The sequence below is a fragment of the Mycobacterium sp. NGS62 genome (assembly GCF_059812285.1).
Map to the genome: position 1 here is coordinate 122,321 of NZ_JCALCK010000004.1, position 22,501 is coordinate 144,821.

The following is a 22,501-nucleotide window of genomic DNA, read 5'->3' on the forward strand; positions in this document are numbered from 1 at the left end:
TGCACGGGTATGGCTGGCGGATGCCGCGCCCGCCCGGAGTCGACCGGTTGCACCGCTGGCGTAGCCCGCTGCGCGGACTATGGCTGACGTCGGTGTTCGGCGCGGTGCTGCTGGCGACGTTGCCGGTCGTCATCGTGACCGGCCTGGTGTCCTACATCGTCTACGCGCCGCAATTCGGAACTGCGGTGCCCGCGGACGTGGGGTGGCTGAAGCTACCGACCTTCGACTGGCCAACCCGCCCGGCGTGGTTATATCGACTCAGCCAGGGCTTGCATGTGGGCCTGGGACTGATACTGATCCCGGTCGTGCTGGCCAAATTGTGGTCGGTGATCCCCAAGCTGTTCACCTGGCCGCCGGCCCGCTCGATCGCCCAAGCGCTGGAACGGCTTTCGATTGCGATGCTGGTCGGCGGCATTCTGTTCGAGATCGTCACCGGCGTACTCTACATCCAATACGACTACATCTACGGATTCAGCTTCTTTCCCGCACACTATTACGGCGCCTGGGTGTTCATCGCCGGGTTTTTGACGCACATCACCATCAAGATCCCCCGCATGGTGGCCGGGCTGCGATCACGGTCACTACGAGAAGTGCTGCGCACCAACACCGCTGACACCACAGCAGATCCACCGGATGCGACCGGTCTGGTCGCCGCCGACCCGGCACCGGCGACGATGAGCCGTCGCGGCGCGCTCGCGCTGGTCGGCGGCGGCGTATTGCTGACGGCTCTGGTCACCGTCGGGCAGACGGTCGGCGGCATCGCCCGCCACTTTCCGCTGATGCTGCCCACCGGTGACACCACCGGCAGCGGGCCCAACGACTTCCGCATCAACAAGACAGCGATGGGCGTGGGCGTCGATCCCGCCCAGACCAGGGACAGTTGGCGGTTGACGCTGCGCGGCGGGCCGGCACCGGTGGTGCTGAGTCGCAATGAGCTGACGGCAATGTCGCAACACAGCGCACGGCTGCCGATCGCCTGCGTCCAAGGATGGTCCACCGTCCAGGGCTGGAGCGGGGTGCGACTGGCCGACCTGGCCGCCCTGGCCCGAGTACCGGCACCACGCTCGGCCACGGTGCAGTCGCTCGGGCGCAAAGGCAAATTCAACCACGCAACACTGGAACACAACCAGATCAGCCACCCGGATTCACTCTTGGCGCTGCGGGTCAACGGCGCCGACCTGTCCCTCGACCACGGCTATCCCGCGCGGATCATCGTCCCAGCGCTCAATGGCGTCCACAACACCAAGTGGGTGACCTCCATCGACTTCGAGGCGATCTGAGATGACCAGGGCGGCAATGGCTTTCCGCGGACTATACGGGTCCAACCCGTTGCACCTGCTGACGATGCTGGCCGGCTTCGCGTTGCTGGGTTATGTCATCGTCACGGCGAACCCGTCGACGTTGTGGGTGCCGGAAGGCACCTGGTGGAAATCGATGGTGTTGTGGTTTGCCGCCGCAATCATCTCCCATGACCTCGTGCTGTTCCCGATCTACGCGCTCGCCGATCGACTGCTGGGCGTCCCCGGTCGACGGCGCGAGCGCTCCGATGTCCCGGTGCGCAACTATCTGCGTGTGCCGGCACTGGGATCCGGGCTGCTACTGCTCATCTTCTTTCCCGACATCATCCGGCAGGGCGCGACACTGTATTTCGAAGACACCGGACTGACCCAAGAACCCTTCCTCGGACGCTGGCTGATGCTCACTGCTGTCATGTTCGCCGCCAGCGCGGTCGTCTACGCCGTGCGAGTCACGCTGGCTCGGCAATGAGCACCGAGACGACCGAACGGATCAGCGCCACCAGGCGCTGGTCGATGCTGGCCGTCTCGTTGGCAGCGACGCTGGCCGCCAACGTCTTCATCAACGGCGTGGCCTTTTTGATCCCCGCCCTGGCTCGCCATGGCACCAGCCTGGCCGAGGCCGCACTGCTGGCGTCGGCGCCGAGCTTCGGCATGATGCTGACCCTGATCCCCTGGGGTTATCTGCTCGACCGGCTCGGTGAACGGATTGTGCTCACGCTGGGTCTGGGGCTCACTGCGGCGGCCGGCTTCGCTGCCGCGTCGGTGCACTCAATGATGGCGATGGGGGCGTTTCTGGTTCTCGGAGGCATGGCCGCGGCCAGCACCATCACGTCTAGCGGCCGCCTGGTGACTGGCTTGTTCGGAGATAATCAACGCGCCCTGGCGATGGGTATCCGCCAGACCGCGCAGCCGCTCGGCATCGCGGTTGCCGCCATCGTGGTGCCGGAATTGGCCAAACGCAATTTCTCGATGGCCCTGCTGTTTCCGGCAACACTGTGCGCAGTGGCGGCGGTGGCCAGCGCGGTAGGGGTGCACGACCCGCCGCGCCCCGAGCGGCCGAAAGTCAAGCCGCACGAGCTGGCCGACCTCTACCGCGGAACACCGCTGTGGCGAATTCATTTCGCGTCGGCACTACTGATGGTGCCCCAGCCGGTGGTGCTGACGTTCATGCTGATTTGGTTCATCAGCGAGCACCACCTGTCGCTGGCGTGGGCCGGTGTGTTGGTGGGCACCTCGCAGGTCCTCGGCGCGTTGGGCCGCATCGCCGCCGGCCGATGGGCGGACCGGATCGGCTCACGGATGCGGCCGGTCCGCAAGATCGCCGTCGCCACCACCGTGGTCATGCTGGCGCTGGCGCTCACCGATCAGCTGGGCTGGCCGATCGCCGTGGCGGTCATGGTCGTCGCAGCCGGAATCACCGGCGACAACGGGTTGCCGTTCACCAAGATCCCAGAGATCGCCGGGCCGTTTTGGAGCGGATGGGCGCTGGGCAAACAGAACACCTTCGAGCGACTGGTAGTGGCGGTTGCGCCGCCGCTGTTCGCCGAACTGATCATGGCGGCCGGCTACCCGTTGGCGTTCGCGGTAAGCGGGTTATTTCCGCTGGCGGCGCTGCCATTGGTGCCGGTGTCGTCCGGCGCTGATCGGCAAGACGAAAACTAGTCGGACAGCTGGAACTCGATCATCGCGGCGACGGTCTCGATCGCCTCGTCGAGAGCCGCCAGCCGGTCGCCCGCCGACGGCGCGGACAACACTGCGTAGCGATCTGCTTGGCCGATCGGGACACGCGATGCCAACGCATACAGTCGCGCGCCGGGATCGGCCGCATCGCCGGTACCCAGCAGCACATCGCGACTCGGGAGTGCGACACCGCGTGCGGCAGCAATCCGCTCGAACAGTGCCATCACCCGGGCCTCGAGTTCGCGGAGCTGGGCGTCGGTCACCGAGGCGCCCGGCTCATCGGGCCAGACCCGCACCATCGCCCGCGGGTAGGGGTCGTCGGACAGCCAGTCGCACACCCGGATTCGCTCGCGCGTCCGGCAGCGCAGCGCATACCGCCCGGAACCGAGCTCGGTGCATTCGGTGATTTCGGCCAGCGCGCCCACGTCGCAGCGCGCATCACCGCCGCCCACCTCGCGGCCGCGCGAAATCAACACAACCCCGAACCGCGGATCCGAGCTGCGCATGCAGTCGGCCACGAGTGCGGTATAGCGGGGTTCGAAGATGCGCAGCGGCAAGTCCTCGTCGGGCAACAGGGCCGACTCGAGCGGAAACATCGCCAGCTCAACATCTTCCGCGGGAGCCATGATCAGATATCCAGCTCGGCGACCAGCGAGTCGACGACTGCGCGCAGGTCGCCGTCATGCTCTTCGGCGACGCGGCGCTGCCGCTGATACGACGCCCCCTTCTGCCAGATATCTGCGACAGCGGCCAGTTCATCGGTGCAGCGCAGCGACTTCGCAATGGGCTCAAGGCGGTTGAGCAGGTCGACCAGATCGTCGGTGACCAGGCGTTCGTTGCTGTCGGCGTCGAGGATGATCACCGCATCCAGTCCGTAGCGGGCGGCTCGCCACTTGTTCTCCTGATGGTGCCAGGGCGGCATCGTCGGCAGTGCCTCACCCGCGTCGAGTCGCCGGTCCAGATCAACGACCAAGCAGTGCGTCAACGCCACCAGCGCGCCCAGTTCGCGCACGTTGGACACCCCGTCGCAGACCCGCACCTCCAGGGTGCCGTTGTGCGGTGAAGGTCGGATGTCCCAACGGATTTCGTTGATGTCGTCGATGATGCCGGTCTTCTTCTGGTCGTACACGAACCTTTCGAACTGCGCCCAGGTCTGGAACTGAAACGGCAGCCCGGCGGTGGGCAGCTGCTGAAACATCATCGCCCGATTACTCGGGTATCCGGTGTCCTCGCCGCCCCACCACGGCGACGACGCCGACAGCGCCAGCAGATGCGGATAATAATTCAACAACGACGACATGATCGGCATCACCTTGTGCGCCGAGGACAGCCCGACGTGCACGTGCACACCCCAGATCAGCATCTGTCGTCCCCACCACTGGGTACGTTTGATCAGTTCGGCGTAACGCGGTGCGTCGGTGAACTTTTGGGTAGACCACCGCGCGAACGGGTGTCCACCCGCGCAGAACAATTCCATGCCCCTGTCGCGGACGATCTGGCGGACGGTGCCCAGGGTGACGCGAAGATCCGCCATCGCCTCAGCGGTGTAGTCGCAGACACCGCTGACGATTTCAACAGTGTTGCGCAGCAGTTCCTTGTGGACACGCGGGTTTTCGCCGATATCAGTCATGACAGCGGCGGCTTCGTTGCTCAGGTCACGCGTCTGCGCGTCGACCAGCGCGAACTCCCATTCGACGCCGAGCGTCGGCCGTGGCGAGGCGGCGAAATCCACACGCGTGGGTACCCTGCCAGCCGATTTGCTAACCGGCGCCGATGACACCGCACGCCACCCGCTTGCCGGCGTCGCCGGTGGACATGGTGGTCTGATCGGGACCCGCTGTTCCGTTGACTTGGTAGCGGTCCGGGATGTTACCGAAGTTGTCCGCATCGGCGTGAATGACGATCGAGGTGCCCTCGCCGGACGTCAGGTCCTCCTTGGTGAACGCGTCGGTGGTGGTCACCAGCAGCGCCGCACCGTCCTTACGCACCTGCAGCGACGTCAGGTCGCCGCTCATGGGGCCCCCGCTGTGCCCGGGCGCCTGGTAATGCCCGCCAGCCGAGTTGAAGTTGCCCTGATCTCCGCCGGTCGGGGCGAACGAGTCGGGCTCACACTTGCCCACCTTGTGGATGTGCATCCCGTGGAAGCCGGGCGTCAACTGGCCCAAACCGGTGGTCTCCACCGTCACGGTCACATAGCCGTGGTCGAACTCGAACTTCGCCGTCGCGACCTTGGTGCCGTCCGGTGACTTCAGGTGCGCGATCAGCGTGTCGGGCGGGACCGGTCCACCTTCGGGCGGCGTATTGACCGGCCCCGGCGATCCGGTCCACACCGACGGCGTGGTGCCGGGCGACGAGGCGGGCGACTCGTTGGGCGGCGAACACGCACTCAGCAACGCAACGGGAGCGGTAAGCGCTGCGAGTGCAGCAACGACGACGGTGCGGCTCTTGGCGGGCTTCAGCATGGGGAAAAGACTAGCCCGTGACGACAACGATCACGCCGGGCGGTTGGTCGGCGACGTCGGGGATTCGCGGTTCGACCGGCGCGCCCAGCACCTTGCCCACGGCGTCGGCTGTCTCGTGCTCCCCGGGCGCATCGGTGAAATACACCGTGGTCGCCGTGACATCGTCTAACGACGGAAGGTTGCCGACTTCGGTGACGTCGTAGCCCTCAGCCTTGAGTTGGTCGGCGGTGCGACCGGCGATGCCCTCTTGATCGGAAATGTTGAACACTCGCACCTGCGCCTTAGCCGGTGCCCGCGTCTTCGGCGGCATGGCGCTGGTCGACACGGCCGAACCCGACGAGTCGTCGTCGGAGTTTCCGCCCGATCCCATGGCCTGAAAGCCGACCAACAGGAAAATGACGCCGAGAAACAGCAGCACCATCACCATGGCCCGCAGCGGAAGCCCGGAAGAATCCGGAACGCGTTCATTCATCGACGCCACTGTATCCAGGACTGGGCCAGAACCCACAACGACGCCGGGAAGCGTCGCACCTCAACAGGACCTCAGGTGACCTCGAAGCCGAGCCGCCGCGCTGCCCGGGCTTTCTGCCGGCTGGCGCGCAGCCGTCGCAGCCGCTTCACCAACATCGGGTCGGCGGCCAACGCTTCGGGTCGATCGACCAGTGCATTGAGCACCTGGTAATAGCGGGTCGCCGACATCGAGAACAACTCTTTGATGGCTTCTTCTTTGGCGCCGGCGTATTTCCACCACTGCCGCTCGAAAGCCAGGATGTCGTGTTCGCGGCGGGTTAGCCCATCGGCGATTTCAGAGTCGTCCCCCGATCGATTAGCCCGCGCCATGGCGCTGTCCATATCGCTCCTGTGACCCTTCCAAGACCGTTCGAATCTCGAATGCACGCTGTATCGGCGAATATTCAACCACGGCGGTAACTGTTGACACGTAACCCTCGCCCGCGAGTCGCTCGTCGAAGTTTCGATTGCCACGCCACTTCGCGGCGCATATCGGCGGCAGGCTTAAGCTTGCCGACCATGGCAGTCGTACCCATTCGCATCGTGGGTGATCCGGTCCTGCACACCCCCACCACTCCGGTGCCGGTGGCCGCGGACGGTTCGCTACCGGCCGACTTGCCGGAGTTGATCACGACCCTCTACGACACAATGGATGCCGCCCACGGGGTTGGCCTGGCCGCCAATCAGATCGGTGTGGGACTGCGGGTTTTCGTCTACGACTGCGCTGACGACCGGGGGCAGACCAAACGCCGCCGCGGGGTGGTGGTCAATCCGGTGCTGGAGACCTCCGAGGTGCCCGAGACCATGCCCGATCCGGACCGCGACGACGAGGGTTGTCTATCGGTGCCCGGCGAGTCGTTTCCGACCGGGCGGGCAACCTGGGCGCGAGTGCGCGGGCTCGACGCCGACGCCAATCCGGTCACGATCGAGGGCACCGGGCTGTTCGCCCGCATGCTGCAACACGAAACCGGTCATCTGGACGGTTTCCTATACCTGGATCGGTTGATCGGCCGGCACGCCCGGGCCGCTAAGCGGGCAGTCAAATCGCAGGGCTGGGGCGTTCCCGGGTTGTCCTGGACACCGGGCGAGGGACCGGATCCGTTCGGACACTGATGGTTTCGTGGCCCGCGATCGGAACCCGGGTGACGGTGCGCTACCGCCGGCCCGCGGGTTCGGTGCCACCGCTGACCGACGCGGTAGGTCATCTCCTGCAACTCGATCCGGTGGTGCGGGTGCAGACGCGGGCGGGCGACATCGTCGAGTTCGCCGCGGCCGATGCGGTGACGGTGCGCCGCCTGACCGATGTGCCGGTGCGCAACTCGCAGATCCGCGCCGTCGAACACGCTGCCGCACTGGCCTGGCCCGGCGTGGAACAGCACTGGCTCGACGGCTGGTTGTTACGCGCTGGACACGGGTCAACGCGGCGCGCTAACAGTGCTGTGCCACTGGAGTTTTCCGCCAGCACCGCCGCTGTCCCCGCGATCGTCGACTGGTATACGAGCCGCGGGCTCAGGCCACTATTGGCCGTTCCAGACCGGCTGCTGCGCCTGCCGGACGACACGCCCGCCGAATGTGAAACCCGGATGCTGGTCGGCGAGCTGTCGAACGTCACGCTGGAGCAGCAGTCGCACCCGAGCGTCACGCTGGAGCAACACCCGACGGCCGACTGGCTGGATTGCTATGCCCGCGACGTGCCGGTCGATGTGTTGACCGCAGTCGTCGACGGCGAGCTGATGTTCGGCAGCCGCGCGGGCGTCGCCATTGGGCGGGCCGCACTGACAGCGGCACCGGACGGCAGCCGATGGGTGGGCCTTTCGGAGGTACGCGTCGCCGCCGAGCACCGCGGACAGGGTCACGGCCGGGCGGTGTGCGCGGCGCTACTGGCCTGGGGCGCCGAGCGCGGCGCCACCCGAGGCTACGCGCAAGTCGCCGACACTGCGGCAGCGCTCAGCCTTTTCGAGTCGCTGGGTTTCACAGCACAGCACCGCTGCCGCTACCTCACGGCCGAATCGCTGCACCGACCTACCCTGTAGGCATGTTGCGGCTGGCCACCTGGAACGTGAATTCGATTCGCTCCCGCTTGGACCGGGTGCTCGATTGGCTGGAACGCGCCGAAGTCGACGTGCTTGCCATGCAGGAGACCAAATGCGCCGACGAGCAGTTTCCGACGCTGCCGTTTCTCGAATTGGGCTACGAGGTGGCGCATTGCGGGTTCAACCAGTGGAACGGTGTGGCGATCGCATCGCGGGTGGGCCTCGATGACATCGAGGTCGGCTTCGACGGCCAGCCCACCTGGAGCAGCAAACCGGATATTGAAGCCGCGGCCGAAGCCCGCGCCTTGGGCGCCACCTGCGGTGGGGTACGAGTGTGGAGTCTCTACGTGCCCAACGGCCGGGCCCTAGGTGATCCGCACTACACGTACAAGCTCGATTGGCTTGCCGCGCTGCGTGATACGGCAGAGGGTTGGCTTCGCACCGATCCGTCGGCGCCGATCGCACTGGTGGGCGACTGGAATATTGCTCCAACCGACGACGACATCTGGAGCGTCGAGTACTACCAGGGCTGCACGCATGTCTCCGAGCCGGAACGCAAAGCGTTCAACGCCATCGTCGACGCACAATTCACCGACGTGGTGCGGCCTTTCACGCCTGGCCCGGACGTGTATACCTACTGGGACTACACCCGGCTGGCGTTCCCCAAACGGCGGGGCATGCGTATCGATTTCATCCTCGCCTCACCTGCACTGGCCGACCGGGTCACCGACGCCCAGATCGTCCGCGACGAACGCAAAGGTAAAGCCCCCAGCGATCACGCGCCGGTGCTGGTGGACGTGCGGGACGCTTGATATGAGTTCTCTATGCGTTCCGCCTCCGCGGCCCATTAGAGCGGCGATGCGGACACAATCGAGTTCATCGGGTGAACTCTGCGCGCGTACGGGCACACAACCGGCGCAAACGCGAAAAACTATGAAACGTCAAGGAGTCATGATGGGTGTTGTCGACGGCACAGTGCGCAACGTGAGGCGAACGGTGGGCCGCGCGGCAACGACCACCACTGCCGCCGCGAGCGCGGTGGGCGGTGCCGTGGTCAATGGTGTGACGGGCGCCGCGAACGGCATCCAGCGTGGCCTCAACGGTGACAATCGCTCGACGGCGGCGGCCGCACTGACGTTGGGCGCCCTGGGCGCCACCGGTTTGGTCGAGTGGCCGGTGCTGGTGGCCGTCGGTGGTGGCGCATTGGTGCTGCGGCGGCTGAACCATGCGCGCGACACGACGTCCGCGCCGGTGAAGTCGGCCCCGGCCAAGGCGGTCCCGGCCAAGTCGGGCCCCACCAAATCGACTCGCCCCGCCAAGTCGACGGCGGCGAAATCCCCGGCACGACAGAAGTCTCCGTCCAAGCGGGCACCGGCGCGGCAATCACGCGGCACGCAGTCGCGCGGCCGTCGCTAATTCACGATTGCGTACCGTCGAATCCGTGCAACTATCCATGCCGCTGCGCGCGGCCGCAAAAGGAATGCAGGCAACCACCGCGCTCGTCGGCGCCACGATGCAGGGTGCGGCAGCCGCCACCGAGACCGTGGGGACGGTAGCGTCGGCCGCTCTCGACATCGCGACTATTCCGGTCCGCGAAGGCGTCAAGATACTGTCCGGCGAGGTTCCCAGCTCGACGCTGACGCGACGCTGCTGGCGCGGTGACAACCGCGCGTGGATCGAGGTGCGCGGGCTGACCGGCGCCGGCGGCGACGAACGCGGGCGCGCTGTGGTCGACGCCCTGCTGGCACAGCCGGGCGTCACCTCGGCCAGTCTGAACCGCACGCTGTCGCGGGTTGTCGTCGAAATCGACGGTGACCAGGTGTCGCTGCGTGACCTGTGCCCGGTCGTCGACGACGCCGAAAAGCGCTGCCGGCCGACCGACGGCACCGCCGCCGGGGCAGGCAGCCTGCCGGGCGATGGTCTGTTGCTGGCGACCACCGGCGCGATGGTGGGCCTGAACGCAGCGGGCCTCGGCATCGCGCTGGTAGGACGGGCGATGCGGTGGCCGCGCCTGCCGACCGCCGTCGACGCCGCCGTGGCGATCGCCAACTACCAACCCTGGCTGCGCCGCCAGCTCGAGGACCGAATCGGCACCGCCGCCACAGAGACCGTGCTGTCGACGGCCACCACGATCGCGCACATAGTCACCTTGTCGCCGGCGTCGCTGTCGGTCGACCTGATGATGCAGGCGCTCAAGGCCGCCGAGTGCCGCGCCGAGGCGCAGGCCTGGGCCCGCTACGAACCGGATCTGGCCAAGTATGCCGACCACACCGAGGTTCACCGGTCGTCGCGGCCGGTGCCGGCGCCGGAAGGGCCGGTCGAACGACACACCAAGCGCGTGGCCGTCGTCCAGGCGCTGGGTACTGCGCTGGTCGGCGCGCTCACCCGCAACGTCGGCATGGCGGCGACGGCCGCGGTGGTCACCGCCCCCAAAGCCATGCGCACCACCCGCGAATCGTTCGCTGCGACGCTTGGCCAAGGCCTGGCCGACCGGCACGCGGTGCTGCCCTTGCGGCCCGAGAGCCTGCGACGCCTCGACAAGGTCGACGCACTGCTCATCGACCCCCGCACGTTGTGCGATGACGCCTTGCGTGTGGTGCGGGTCCGCGGGGCCCGCGACGACGAGCTGGCCGAGGCCTGGGAACACGCGCAACGCCTGCTCGAACAATCCGGCCTGCGTCCCGGTTGGCATCCGGTTCCCGGGATAACAACCCGCAGAGCCCGACAAAACGGCGCGGTCGAGGCGCTCGTCCTGCCCGCGCAGCAGCCCTTGGCGTCCGCTGTGGTGACCGAGGCACGCGCGTCCGGCACGGAGATGATCTCGGTCGACGCCGACATCCTTGGCGAGTTGCGGCCCGCCTTCGACGACATCCGACCGGTCCAGGACGGCGCCATCGACGACGCGCTGGCCGACGCGGTGACCGACCTGCAACGGGCCGGCCGCACCGTTGCGGTGCTGTCATCGACCGGCGCACAAGCGCTTTCCCGCGCGGACGTGGCGTTGGGCATCATGCCCACCGGCGAAGCCGCGCCGCCGTGGGATGCGGATCTGATCCTGGCCGACCTGGCCGGCGCGTGGCAGGTGCTGCGGGCGCTCCCTGCCGCCAGGGCCGCAACTGAGCGCGGCATCGCGATCTCCACCGGCGCGTCGTCGCTGGGGGCGCTGCTGATGGTGCCCGGCGTCCGGGGGCTCCGCCGTGGGCGCGGGCACGGGCCCGGACCCGTGACTCTTGGCGCCGGGGCCGGCATGCTCTCGGGATACCTGCTGGCCCGTGAGGTGGTCCGGATGCCCTCGCCGAGACCGGCGCCCGCCTACGAGTGGCACGCGATGTCGGTCGAGCAGGTCCGCGAGTTGTTGGTGCCGACCGACGCCGAGGCAGAGACACAGGTGGCCCGCGATGCCATCCAACCGAGCACGGCGCCACCCCACGCGATCTGGCAATTCGTTAGGGCCGTCCGGGCGGAGCTGTCGGACCCGCTGACCCCGGTGCTGGCATTGTGCTCGGCGGCCACCGCGATGTTGGGGTCGCCGATCGACGCGGTGATGGTGGGCACGGTATTGACCGGAAACTCGATCCTCGCCGCCGCCCAACGGCTGCGGGCCGAGAACCGGCTGAACCTCCTGCTGGCGCAACAGACCCCGTCGGCCCGCAAAGTCGCGGTCGGCGCGGATGGTGCGCAGACATACAGCGAAGTGATCTCGGAGCAGTTACTGCCGGGCGATCTCATCGAGGTGCGCAGCAACGAAGTGGTGCCCGCCGACGCCCGGGTGATCGAAGAACAGGACCTCGAGGTCGACGAATCGTCGCTCACCGGTGAGTCACTGTCGGTGGACAAGCAGGTCGAGGCGACTCCGGGGGCCGATCTCGCCGACCGCCGCTGCATGCTCTACGCCGGCACCACCGTCGTTGCGGGCACCGCGCTCGCGCTGGTCACCGCCGTCGGAGCCGACACCCAGACGCGCCGGGCAGCCGAACTGGCTTCGGGCGACCTGCCCGAGGTTGGCCTGCAACATCACCTCAGTCAGCTCGTCACTCGGGCCTTCCCGGTCAGCGTCGGCGGTGGCGCGCTGGTCGGTGGGCTCGGATTGCTGCGCGGCGGGGGCCTGCGCCAAGCGCTGGGTAACGCCATCGCGGTCGCGATCGCCGCCGTCCCGGAGGGGATGCCGCTGATGGCGACACTGGCGCAACATGCCTCGGCTCAGCGCCTGACCGGTTCCGGCGCCCTGGTGCGGGTGCCGCGGTCGGTGGAGGCGCTCGGCCGCGTCGAAGTGATCTGCTTCGACAAGACCGGAACCCTGAGCGAAAACCGCCTGCGGGTCGCGCACGTGCATCCGGTGTCGACGTATTCGCGCGAGGACGTGCTGCACTGTGCAGCGCAGGCCGCACCGGCGCCCGAAAGCGCCGCGCATGCGCACGCCACCGACCAGGCCATCGTCGAAGCGGCGGCCGCGGCCAACGGTTCGGGTCACTGGTCTGAGCCGGACGCCCACTTGCCGTTCCGCTCCGGTCGGGCCTTCTCAGCATCGGTGTCGGGAGCGGAGTTGACCGTCAAGGGCGCACCGGAAGTGGTGCTGGCGGCTTGCCCGGACGTCGGCACGAGCATGGACCAAACGGTGCGCGAACTGGCGGCCGAAGGATTGCGGGTCATCGCGGTGGCGCGGCGGAAGCTGACCGCCCAACAGGTTCGGACGGTACAGGCTGACGAAGACACCATCGTGGACTTGTGCGACGACGGGCTGTCGCTGACCGGCTTCCTCGGGCTCGCCGATACCCCGCGACCCGAAGCGCCCCAGTTGCTGGCCGACCTGGCCGAGCGGGGGGTGGCCATCCGGCTGATCACCGGCGACCACCCCATCACCGCCACCGCGATCGTCGCGGAACTGGGCCTGCCGGTGACCGAAGATCAGGTCATCACCGGATCCGAGTGGAACGAGTTGTCCCGCAAAGATCAGGAGCGGGTGGTGTCCGAACGGGTGATCTTCGCCCGGATGTCACCGGAGAACAAGGTGCAGATCGTCCAGACGTTGGAGCGTGCTGGCCGGGTGACGGCCATGGTGGGCGACGGCGCCAACGACGCGGCGGCGATCCGGGCCGCCACCATCGGCATCGGTGTCGTCGCCCGCGGCAGCGACGCCGCCCACACCGTGGCCGACGTGGTGCTGACCGATGGTCGCATCGAGTCGCTGGTGGCCGCCATCGACGAAGGCCGCCGACTGTGGCGGGGTGTGCAGGCGGCGGTGGCCGGCTTGCTCGGCGGAAACGCCGGCGAGGTGATCTTCTCCGTCATCGGCACTGCGATCACCGGGAACTCGCCGCTGAACACCCGCCAACTGCTGCTGATGAACACGCTGACCGATGCACTGCCGGCCACGGCTCTTGCGGTCAGCACACCCAGCGGACCGGTCCAACATGTGCGGCAGGGCATCGACGAACGCACGCTGTGGCGCGCAGTGGCGGTCCGCGGGGCGATCACCGCCGCAGCCGGCACGGCGGCGTGGACGATGGCTTCGGTCACCGGGACGCCGCAACGCGCGTCCACGGTGGCATTGATCGCATTGGTGTCCGCTGAACTGGGCCAAACCCTGGTGGATTCGCAGGCGCCGCTGGTGCTGCTCACCTCCGCCGGCTCGTTGGCCGCATTCATGCTGATGATCAGCACCCCGGGAGTCAGCCAGCTGCTGGGCTGTACGCCTGTCGGCCCGATCGGCTGGGCGCAGGCGATGGGATCGGCGGCTGCAGCGACCGCCGCTTTGGCCGTCGCGAGTCGGCTGCCTGCCGGCCGGTGGGGCTTGGAAACGCCGGCAGGCCACGACGACGCGGACACCTCCCCCAGCGACACCGTCAACGGCCGCGTCATCACCGAAAGCACTGGGTCGGTCCTGACGTCGGCCGTCGGCTGAAGTTCGCGGTATACAACCGTCGCGAACGCGGGAACAATAGGCGTCATGGGTGTCGTCGGCGGCGCGGTGCGCAGCGTGACGCGAACGGTGGGTCGCGCCGCGGCAGCGACAACTGCCGCCGCGGGCGCCGTGGGCGGCGCGGCCGTCAGTGGCGTCGTCGGCGGCGTGGCGGGAGCCGCCGCCGGCATCCAGCGCGGGATCGACAGCGGAAGCCACTCGAAGGCGGCGGCCGCGTTGACATTGGGCGCTCTCGGCGTCAGCGGCTTGGTTGAGTGGCCGGTGTTGTTGGCCGTCGGCGGTGGCGCGCTGGTTCTGCGGCAGCTGAATCGTCCGCAAGGCACCACCGCCGCGCCGGCCAAGTCGAGCCCGGCCAAATCGAGCCCGGCCAAGTCGACCGGGGCCGCGAAGAAGTCAGAGCCCCGGCGAACATCGCCGACCAAACGGGCACCGGCGCGGCAGTCTCGCAGCACACAATCGCGCGGCCGTCATTAGCTTCCGCGATTGAGTACCGTCGAATCCGTGCGAAGACCCATGCCGCTGCGCGCGGTCGCGGTGGGCATCCAGACTCTGAGCACCGCGGCGTCCATCGGCGCCAGCATGGTCACCATTCCGGTCCGGGAAGGCGTCAGAGCCTTGTCCGGCGAGCTGCCCGGACCACCGTTGAGCCGGCATGCCTGGCGTGGCGAGGGCCGCGCCTGGATCGAGGTGCGCGGACTGGACCGTCCGAACGGCGCTGAACTCGGCCGGGTCGTTCTCGACGCCGTCCGGGCCCGCCCTGGTGTCGCCTCGGCGAGCCTCAACCGCCCGCTGTCGCGGGTGGTCGTCGTCCTCAATGGCGATCAGGTGTCGCTGCACGACCTGTGCCGGGTGGTCGGCGAGGCCGAAAAGCGCTGTCCCAGAACCGGCGTCGCCCGCAAAGATCCTCGCCCTAAACCGCTGCCCGGTGACGGGCTGGTGGTGGCTACCAAGGCGGTGGCGGTCGGTGCCACCGCAGCGGGCATGGCTGCGGCCATGGCGGGCCGCGCGCTGCGCTGGCCGCGACTGCCGGACAGCGTCGAAGCGGCCGTGGTGGCGGTGGACTTCCAGCCCCGGCTGCGCCGTGTCCTCGAAGACCGCATCGGCCACGCGGCAACCGACACCGCGCTGACCGTCGCGATGACTGCAGCACATATCGTTTCGCTGTCGCCGGCGTCACTCGCGGTGGACCTGATGATGGAGGCGCTGAAGGCCGCCGAGTGCCGCGCCGAAGCGCAAGCATGGCGCCGCCACGAACCGGTGTTGGCCCGGCATGCCGACCACCCCGAAGCCCACCCGTCGTCGCGGCCGGTGCTGCCACCGGTGGGCGCAGCCCAACGTCACGCGCAGCGCTTCGCCATCGCGCAAGCCGTCGCAGCCGCGGCGATCGGTGCGGGCACGCGAAGCCTGAACATGGCGTCGACGGCCGCACTGGTGACCGCCCCTAAAGCGCTGCGCACCACCCGCGAGTCTTTCGCCGCGACACTGGGATACGCCTGGGCCGACCAGCATGGCGTGCTGCCGTTGCGACCGGAAAGCCTGCGCCGATTGGACCAGGTGGACGCGCTGCTCGTCGACCCCCGGGTGCTGTGCACCGAGAAACTGCGGGTGGTCCGCGTGCGCGGCGCGCCGGAGAACGAGCTCACGGCGGCGTGGCACCGCGCCCAGGCACTGTTAGACGACGCGGACCTGAGTTCGGGCTGGCACCCGATTCCCGGCATGCCGGGCCGAAGACCGAGGTCGCGCGTCGAGGCGCTGATCTGCCCGACGCACGATCCGATGGCGCCGGCGATGATGGCCGAGGCGCGCCGCTGCGGGGTGGCTCTGATCTCCGTCGACATCGATGCGCTCGGCGAACTGCGGCCCGCGTTCGACGAGATCCGGCCGCTGGACGTCGGGTCGGTCGACGACGCGCTCACCGACGCCCTGGCCGACCTGCAGCAGGACGGTCACGTGGTGGCGGTGCTGTCGACGACCGGCGGCCAGGCGCTGTCGTCGGCCGATGTCGCGTTGGGGATCATGCCGCGCAACGATTCCGAGCCGCCGCCGTGGTACGCCGATCTGCTGTTGCCGGATCTGACCGCTGCATGGCGGGTACTGCACGCGCTGCCTGCGGCCAAATCGGCCAGCCGGCGCGGCATCGAGATCTCCACCGGTGCGACGGCACTGGGCGCGTTGCTGATGCTGCCTGGGGTCCGTGGCCGCGGGCCGGGCCCGGTGACGTCCGGCGCGGCGGCCGGTCTGCTCTCCGGTTACTGGCTGGCCCGTCAGACGGTTCGGGCATCCCCGCCGCGGCCGGCCCCGGTTCACGAGTGGCATGCGATGACCGTCGAGCAGGTTCGCCGTGAGTTGCCGCCGCCCGATGCGCCCGAAATCGCGACGCCCAGTCGCACTGTGGCCACCGCTCAACGCGGAGTCGAACTGGCCGGACGCCCCCGCCGCGCAGTGTGGCAGTTCGTCACGGCCGTGCGCGCCGAGTTGTCCGATCCGTTGACCCCGGTGCTGGCACTGGGTTCGGCCGCCAGCGCGGTGCTGGGTTCGCCCGTCGACGCGGTGCTCGTCGGTTCGGTGTTGACCGGCAACGCCATCCTGGCGGCCAGCCAGCGGCTGCGCGCCGAGAGCCGGCTCAACCGCTTACTGGCGCAACAGGTTCCGCCGGCCCGGAAGGTAACCACCGGCCACGACGGCACACCGGTCTACACCGACGTCGCCGCCGAGCAGCTGCGGCCCGGCGACGTGATCGAGGTGCGCACCCACGAGGTGGTGCCCGCCGACGCCCGGGTCATCGAGGAAGTCGACGTCGAAGTCGACGAGTCGACCCTCACCGGCGAATCACTGTCGGTGGCAAAGCAAGTCGACGCCACCCCGGGCGTCGAGTTGGCCGAGCGCCGCTGCCTGCTGTTCGAGGGGACCACGGTGGTGGCGGGCACCGCGGTTGCGGTGGTGACCGCGGTCGGCGCCGACACCCAGGCTCGGCGCGCTGCCGAGCTGGCATCTGGCGAGCTGCCCACCGTCGGACTGCAACACCAGCTCAGCCAGCTCACCAATAGGGCGTTTCCGGTCAGCATGGCCGGTGGTGCGTTGGTCAGCGCGCTGGGAATCTTGCGCCGCCGTGGCTTGCGGGAAGCCGTTGCCAGCGGCATCGCCGTCACCGTGGCGGCGGTCCCGGAAGGGATGCCGCTGGTCGCCACTCTCGCGCAGGCGGCCTCGGCGCGGCGGCTCACCACCTTCGGGGCGCTGGTCCGCGTCCCGCGTTCGGTGGAGGCACTCGGCCGCGTCGACGTGGTCTGCTTCGACAAGACCGGAACGCTGTCCGAGAACCGGCTGCGCGTCGCCGAGGTGCATCCCGTCGGCGGACATTCCCGCGAAGAGGTGTTGCGCTACGCGGCGCACGCCACCCCACCGTCCAACGGCACGCCCCAGATCCACGCCACCGACCGGGCCATCGCCGACGCGGCGCTCTCGGTGAACGGCGCCGGCCCCGCCCGCGATCCCGACGCGCATCTGCCGTTCCGCTCCGGCCGGTCGTTCTCGGCATCGGTGTCGGGAGACGAGCTGACCATCAAGGGCGCACCGGAAGTGGTGCTGGCCAACTGTGCAGACGTCGGCCCGGACATGTGGAAAACCGTCGACGGGCTGGCCGCCGGCGGGCTACGGGTGATTGCGGTGGCGCAGCGACGGCTCACCTCCGCCCAGGCGCAGACCGTGCAGAACGACGACGACGCCATCGCCGGGCTGGCCGACGGCGAGCTGTCGCTGGCCGGACTGCTGGGACTATCCGACACCCCGCGCCCGGAAGCCGCCGGCCTGCTCGCGGCGCTGTCCGAGCGGAAGGTGGCCGTGCGGCTGATCACCGGCGACCACCCGATCACCGCCACCGCGATCGCCCGGGAACTGGGCATGCCGGTGCCCCCGAGTCAGGTGATCAGCGGTACGGAGTGGGACAACCTGTCCCGCAAGGACCAAGAACGCGCGGTCGCCGAGCGGGTGATCTTCGCCCGGATGTCACCGGAAAACAAGGTGCAGATCGTGCAGACCCTGGAACGCGCCGGCAAGGTCTGCGCGATGGTCGGGGACGGCTCCAACGATGCCGCCGCCATCCGGGCCGCCACCGTCGGGATCGGCGTGGTTGCCCGCGGCAGCGACCCGGCCCGCACCGCGGCCGACGTGGTCCTGGTCGACGGCCGCATCCAGGCGCTACTGCAGGCCATCGAGGAAGGCCGGGAACTCTGGCGGCGGGTGCAGGCGGCGGTGTCGGTGCTGCTCGGCGGCAATGCCGGCGAAGTCGGCTTCTCGATCATCGGCAGCGCGATCACCGGTCGCTCTCCGCTCAACACGCGCCAGCTGCTGCTGGTGAACATGCTTACCGACGCGCTGCCGGCTGCGGCGCTCGCCGTGAGTCAGACGACCGGGGCGGACAACTGGGAGGGACGCGGACCCGATCAGCGTGCGCTGTGGCGTGCGGTCGGGATCCGAGGTGCAACGACGGCAGCCGCGGCGACGGCGGCGTGGGTGATGGCCGGCGTCACCGGACGCCCCCAGCGCGCGTCGACCGTCGCGCTGGTCGCGCTGGTGGCCGCTCAGCTCGGGCAGACGCTGCTCGACTCGCATGCCCCGCTGGTGGTGGGCACCGCCGTCGGCTCGCTGGCCGCAATGGCGACGCTGATCAGTATTCCGGGGGTTAGCCAGCTGCTCGGCTGTACACCGCTTGGCCCGCTCGCGTGGGCGCAAGCGCTGGGAGCAGCCGCGGCGGCAACCGTCGCGGTGGCTGTTGCAACCCGGCGATTGGCTGGTCAGCGCCCTGTGGAGCCGGAACCCGATCAGGTTTCCCGACCTCCACAACGCCGACGCGCCACAACACCGCGTACAGCTCGGTCACCGGCACCGTCAACAGCTGAGCGAGCGCTGAAGCTAGTGGATCAGCCAGAGCATCGGTCGTCGACATACGTCCGACACTGACGGCACTACCCGGCTCGACGGCAAACCCAACGTTTCGGAAAGGCAAATGATGGTCGAAAAGAAATCTCGCCGCACCACGTCGCAACGCGAAGCGGTCGAACACATCCGCGAAGGCGAGACGTTCGCGGTGAACCTGCCGCTGGTCGGGCAGGTGCAGGTTCCGCGGCCCGAGCAGCTGGCGTACTACGGCGGGCTGGCCGCACTGGCCGCATTCGAGCTCATCGACTGGCCGGTGGCGCTGGTCATCGCTGCCGGGCATGTCTTGGCCAGTAACCACCACAACAAATTGCTCGAAGAACTCGGCCAGGCGATGGAAGAGGTCTAGGAAAGTCTTTCCGAGCGCTTCTGACACCGCCGCCGTGCTGCGCTAGCGTGGGCAGGGTCCACAATCCACGCGGGAGCGCACCGAAGTGCGCTGAGAGGACGGCTCGGGGGCCGTCGACCGTATGAACCTGACCGGGTAATGCCGGCGTAGGGAGAGGAAATATGACCGCAACCGTCGAACCTGCTGTGACCACCGGCCCGATCGCAGGCAGCAGCAAGGCTTACCGCGACCTAGAGGTGCCCGGCGGCGGGGCCGGCCTTCGAGTGCCGTTCCGGCGGGTAAACCTGTCCAACGGCGAACATTTCGACCTCTACGACACCTCCGGTCCCTACACCGACCCGGACGCGGTGATCGACGTACATCGCGGCCTGCCGCCGCGTCCCGGTGTGGTGCGTGACCGAGGCACCCAGCTGCAACGGGCCCGCGCCGGCGAGATCACCGCGGAGATGGCATTCATCGCCGACCGCGAAGGCATGCCGGCCGAGTTGGTGCGCGACGAGGTGGCCCGCGGCCGCGCGGTGATCCCGGCCAACCACAACCATCCCGAGAGCGAGCCGATGATCATCGGCAAGGCGTTCGCGGTGAAAGTCAATGCCAATATCGGCAACTCGGCGGTGACCTCATCGATCGCCGAGGAGGTCGACAAGATGGTGTGGGCGACCCGCTGGGGCGCCGACACCATCATGGATCTGTCTACCGGCAAGGACATCCACGAAACCCGCGAATGGATCATCCGCAATTCGCCGGTTCCGGTCGGCACCGTTCCGATCTATCAAGCCTTGGAAAAGGTCAAGGGCGACCCGACCGAGCTGACGTGGGAGATCTACCGCGACACCGTGCTCGAGCAGTGCGAGCAGGGTGTCGACTACATGACCGTGCATGCCGGAGTGTTGCTGCGGTATGTGCCGCTGACCGCCAAGCGGGTCACCGGCATCGTGTCGCGCGGCGGCTCGATCATGGCCGCCTGGTGCCTGGCGCATCACCAGGAGTCCTTCCTCTACACGCACTTCGAGGAATTGGCCGACATCTTCGCCCGCTACGACGTGACGTTCTCGCTGGGCGACGGATTGCGGCCCGGCTCGATCGCCGATGCCAACGACGCCGCGCAGTTCGCCGAGCTGCGCACGTTGGGCGAGCTGACCAAGATTGCCAAAGCCCATGGCGCCCAAGTGATGATCGAAGGCCCCGGCCACGTCCCGATGCACAAGATCGTCGAGAACGTGCGGCTGGAAGAGGAACTCTGCGAGGAGGCCCCGTTCTACACGCTGGGCCCGCTGGCCACCGACATCGCCCCGGCCTATGACCACATCACCTCGGCAATCGGTGCTGCGATCATCGCGCAGGCCGGCACCGCGATGCTTTGCTACGTCACACCCAAGGAGCATCTGGGGCTGCCGGATCGCAAAGACGTCAAGGACGGGGTGATCGCCTACAAGATCGCCGCGCATTCCGCCGACCTGGCCAAGGGGCATCCGCGTGCCCAGGAGCGGGACGACGCATTGTCGACGGCGCGGTTCGAGTTCCGCTGGAACGACCAGTTCGCATTGTCGCTGGATCCCGATACCGCAAGGGAATTCCACGACGAGACGCTGCCCGCCGAGCCGGCCAAGACCGCGCACTTCTGCTCGATGTGCGGGCCGAAGTTCTGCTCGATGCGCATCACCCAGGACGTGCGGGATTACGCCGCCAAGCACGGACTCGACAGCGAGGAAGCCATCGAAGCCGCCATGGCGGAGAAGTCGGCCGAGTTCGCCGAGCACGGCAATCGGGTGTATCTACCGCTCGCACAGTGAACTACCTGCCGCTGGCGCCGCCGGGCACGACGCCGCTGCGGGTGCTGGCCATCGCCGGATCGGACTCCGGCGGCGGCGCCGGCATGCAGGCCGACGTGCGCACCTGCGCGTTGCTGGGAGTGCATGCGTTGTGCGCCGTGACCGCGGTGACAGTGCAGAACTCGGTGGGCGTCAGGGGTTTCCATAAAGTTCCGGGCAACGTGATCGCTGCCCAGATCGAGGTGGTATGCCACGATATCGGCCTGCAGGCCGCGAAAACCGGGATGCTGGCCTCCGCCGAGATCATCGCCGCCGTAGCAGACAGTTGGCGTGCCCATGGACCCGATGCCCCGCTGGTGGTCGATCCGGTGTGCGCGTCGATGCACGGTGACCCGCTGCTGGATTCCGGCGGACTGGAATCGCTTCGCGCCGAACTATTTCCACTGGCAACACTGGTGACACCGAATCTGCACGAAGTACGGCTACTGGTCGACATCGAGGTCATCGATTCCGATTCGCAGCGCGACGCCGCCCGCGCCCTGCACGCGCTGGGACCGAAGTGGGCGCTGGTCAAGGGCGGGCATCTGCAGGGATCGGCCCACAGCACGGATTTGCTGTTCGACGGCACCGACTTTCACGAGTTCGAGTCGCCGCGAGTAGACACCGTCCATGACCACGGTGCCGGTGACACGCTGGCCGCCGCGACGGCCTGCGCGCTGGCTCACGGCTACGCCATTCCGGAAGCTGTCGCGTTCGCCAAAGCCTGGGTGACCGAATGCCTCCGCGCCTCGTATCCACTCGGCCACGGTCATGGCCCGGTGTCTCCGCTGTTCCGGCTCGACGCATGAACCTGGATCAGATCGCCGGGGTCGCGCACGAACCCGAGGGCACACCCTCCGGCGTGGTGGTGCTGACACACGGCGCCGGCGGCAGCAGGGAATCTGCGCTGCTGCAACGACTTTGCGACGAATGGGCGCAGCGCGGCTGGCTGGCGGTGCGCTACAACCTGCCCTACCGGCGACGCCGGCCCAAGGGACCGCCGACAGGTTCGGCGGCCGTCGACCGCGCCGGCATCGTGGAGGCGATCACGGTGTGCCGCGGACTTGCCGACGGCCCGCTGATCGCCGGTGGCCACTCCTACGGCGGCCGGCAGACGTCGATGGTGGTTTCCGACGGTTCGGTGTCAGTGGACGTGTTGACGCTGTTCTCCTATCCGCTGCACCCGCCCGGTAAGCCGGACCGCGCCCGCACCGAACACCTGCCCGACATCAGCGTGCCGACGGTCTTCACGCACGGCACGTCAGATCCCTTCGGCACCCTCGACGAGTTGCGCGATGCTGCCGCCCTGATTTCGGCGCCGACCTGGATCGTCGAGATCACCGGCGCACGTCACGATTTGGCATCGAAGACCGTTGACGTGCCGGCACTGGCGGTCGACGCCGCGCTGCGACTTTTGGGCCGGGCGCTGCCAAACTAACTGTTCACCGGCGTCAGGGGTGGCGCATGCGGTCTATTTCCGGCGACGGTTGTCGACAAATGTGGCGG

Annotated in this window: 19 protein-coding genes, 1 pseudogene and 1 riboswitch; of the genes and pseudogenes, 14 read left to right on the top strand and 6 right to left on the bottom strand. The window is 68.2% G+C overall.

Annotation, left to right across the window (positions count from 1 at the left end; genetic code table 11):
* Positions 1-20 precede the first annotated feature (20 nt).
* The 3 genes from AC5Y49_RS12665 to AC5Y49_RS12675 are packed head-to-tail and all read left to right on the top strand — an operon-like array spanning position 21 to position 2,960.
* Positions 21-1,280, top strand: coding sequence for a molybdopterin-dependent oxidoreductase (locus tag AC5Y49_RS12665; RefSeq protein ID WP_499887463.1), 1,260 nt, complete (start codon positions 21-23; stop codon positions 1,278-1,280).
* Between the two features lies 1 nt (position 1,281).
* Positions 1,282-1,767, top strand: coding sequence for a hypothetical protein (locus tag AC5Y49_RS12670; protein ID WP_499887464.1), 486 nt, complete (start codon positions 1,282-1,284; stop codon positions 1,765-1,767).
* Complete coding sequence (locus tag AC5Y49_RS12675) at positions 1,764-2,960, top strand: MFS transporter (protein ID WP_499887466.1); 1,197 nt, start codon at positions 1,764-1,766, stop codon at positions 2,958-2,960. The genes AC5Y49_RS12670 and AC5Y49_RS12675 overlap by 4 nt, the downstream gene beginning before the upstream one ends.
* Here AC5Y49_RS12675 and AC5Y49_RS12680 read toward each other — a convergent pair.
* From AC5Y49_RS12680 to napA, 5 genes are all read right to left on the bottom strand, one after another.
* Entirely contained in the window at positions 2,957-3,604 is a 648-nt protein-coding gene (locus tag AC5Y49_RS12680; RefSeq protein WP_499887468.1) for an LON peptidase substrate-binding domain-containing protein, read from the bottom strand. The genes AC5Y49_RS12675 and AC5Y49_RS12680 overlap by 4 nt on opposite strands.
* A gap of 2 nt (positions 3,605-3,606) precedes the next feature.
* Positions 3,607-4,758 (bottom strand): glutamate--cysteine ligase, encoded by a 1,152-nt coding sequence (locus tag AC5Y49_RS12685; protein WP_499887469.1) that lies wholly within the window; start codon positions 4,756-4,758, stop codon positions 3,607-3,609.
* Entirely contained in the window at positions 4,739-5,440 is a 702-nt protein-coding gene (sodC, locus tag AC5Y49_RS12690) for a superoxide dismutase[Cu-Zn] (protein ID WP_499887471.1), read from the bottom strand. The genes AC5Y49_RS12685 and sodC overlap by 20 nt, the downstream gene beginning before the upstream one ends.
* A 10-nt stretch (positions 5,441-5,450) precedes the next feature.
* Positions 5,451-5,912: a LytR C-terminal domain-containing protein gene (locus AC5Y49_RS12695; protein ID WP_499887473.1), complete on the bottom strand. Its 462-nt coding sequence runs from the start codon at positions 5,910-5,912 to the stop codon at positions 5,451-5,453.
* Between the two features lie 71 nt (positions 5,913-5,983).
* Positions 5,984-6,292, bottom strand: a complete 309-nt coding sequence (gene napA / locus AC5Y49_RS12700; protein ID WP_065014214.1) for a nucleoid-associated protein NapA — start codon at positions 6,290-6,292, stop codon at positions 5,984-5,986.
* A gap of 177 nt (positions 6,293-6,469) precedes the next feature.
* On the opposite strand from napA, the gene AC5Y49_RS12705 reads away from it, so the two are divergent.
* From AC5Y49_RS12705 to AC5Y49_RS12735, 7 genes are all read left to right on the top strand, one after another.
* The gene (locus tag AC5Y49_RS12705) at positions 6,470-7,063 is read left to right on the top strand and encodes a peptide deformylase (RefSeq protein ID WP_499887476.1); all 594 of its coding nucleotides are present in this window, start codon (positions 6,470-6,472) and stop codon (positions 7,061-7,063) included.
* Positions 7,063-7,983: an N-acetylglutamate synthase, CG3035 family gene (locus AC5Y49_RS12710; RefSeq protein WP_499887478.1), complete on the top strand. Its 921-nt coding sequence runs from the start codon at positions 7,063-7,065 to the stop codon at positions 7,981-7,983. Before AC5Y49_RS12705 ends, AC5Y49_RS12710 begins: the two co-directional genes overlap by 1 nt.
* A 5-nt stretch (positions 7,984-7,988) precedes the next feature.
* Positions 7,989-8,795 (top strand): exodeoxyribonuclease III, encoded by an 807-nt coding sequence (locus AC5Y49_RS12715; protein ID WP_499887983.1) that lies wholly within the window; start codon positions 7,989-7,991, stop codon positions 8,793-8,795.
* Positions 8,796-8,937: 142 nt separating this feature from the next.
* Complete coding sequence (locus tag AC5Y49_RS12720) at positions 8,938-9,399, top strand: hypothetical protein (protein ID WP_499887480.1); 462 nt, start codon at positions 8,938-8,940, stop codon at positions 9,397-9,399.
* 37 nt (positions 9,400-9,436) lie between these two features.
* Complete coding sequence (locus AC5Y49_RS12725; protein WP_499887985.1) at positions 9,437-13,885, top strand: cation-translocating P-type ATPase; 4,449 nt, start codon at positions 9,437-9,439, stop codon at positions 13,883-13,885.
* A 45-nt stretch (positions 13,886-13,930) separates the two neighbouring features.
* On the top strand, positions 13,931-14,377 hold the full coding sequence (locus AC5Y49_RS12730; protein ID WP_499887482.1) for a hypothetical protein: 447 nt from the start codon (positions 13,931-13,933) through the stop codon (positions 14,375-14,377).
* A gap of 39 nt (positions 14,378-14,416) precedes the next feature.
* Complete coding sequence (locus tag AC5Y49_RS12735) at positions 14,417-18,859, top strand: cation-translocating P-type ATPase (RefSeq protein ID WP_499887987.1); 4,443 nt, start codon at positions 14,417-14,419, stop codon at positions 18,857-18,859.
* Here the strand turns inward: AC5Y49_RS12735 and AC5Y49_RS12740 are convergent.
* Positions 18,774-18,962, bottom strand: a pseudogene (locus AC5Y49_RS12740) (hypothetical protein); the annotation flags it as partial. The gene AC5Y49_RS12735 and the pseudogene AC5Y49_RS12740 sit on opposite strands and share 86 nt — an antisense overlap.
* Between AC5Y49_RS12740 and AC5Y49_RS12745 the strand changes: the two are divergent.
* The 4 genes from AC5Y49_RS12745 (at position 18,909) to AC5Y49_RS12760 (ending at position 22,433) form a co-directional block, all read left to right on the top strand.
* On the top strand, positions 18,909-19,184 hold the full coding sequence (locus AC5Y49_RS12745) for a hypothetical protein (protein WP_499887989.1): 276 nt from the start codon (positions 18,909-18,911) through the stop codon (positions 19,182-19,184). The pseudogene AC5Y49_RS12740 and the gene AC5Y49_RS12745 sit on opposite strands and share 54 nt — an antisense overlap.
* Positions 19,185-19,243: 59 nt before the next feature.
* Positions 19,244-19,354: riboswitch (TPP riboswitch) on the top strand.
* Positions 19,346-20,977 (top strand): phosphomethylpyrimidine synthase ThiC, encoded by a 1,632-nt coding sequence (thiC, locus tag AC5Y49_RS12750; protein ID WP_499887484.1) that lies wholly within the window; start codon positions 19,346-19,348, stop codon positions 20,975-20,977. It overlaps the preceding riboswitch by 9 nt.
* On the top strand, positions 20,974-21,804 hold the full coding sequence (thiD, locus tag AC5Y49_RS12755; RefSeq protein WP_499887486.1) for a bifunctional hydroxymethylpyrimidine kinase/phosphomethylpyrimidine kinase: 831 nt from the start codon (positions 20,974-20,976) through the stop codon (positions 21,802-21,804). The genes thiC and thiD overlap by 4 nt, the downstream gene beginning before the upstream one ends.
* Positions 21,801-22,433, top strand: a complete 633-nt coding sequence (locus AC5Y49_RS12760; protein WP_499887488.1) for an alpha/beta hydrolase family protein — start codon at positions 21,801-21,803, stop codon at positions 22,431-22,433. Before thiD ends, AC5Y49_RS12760 begins: the two co-directional genes overlap by 4 nt.
* The last annotated feature ends 68 nt before the right edge of the window (positions 22,434-22,501 follow it).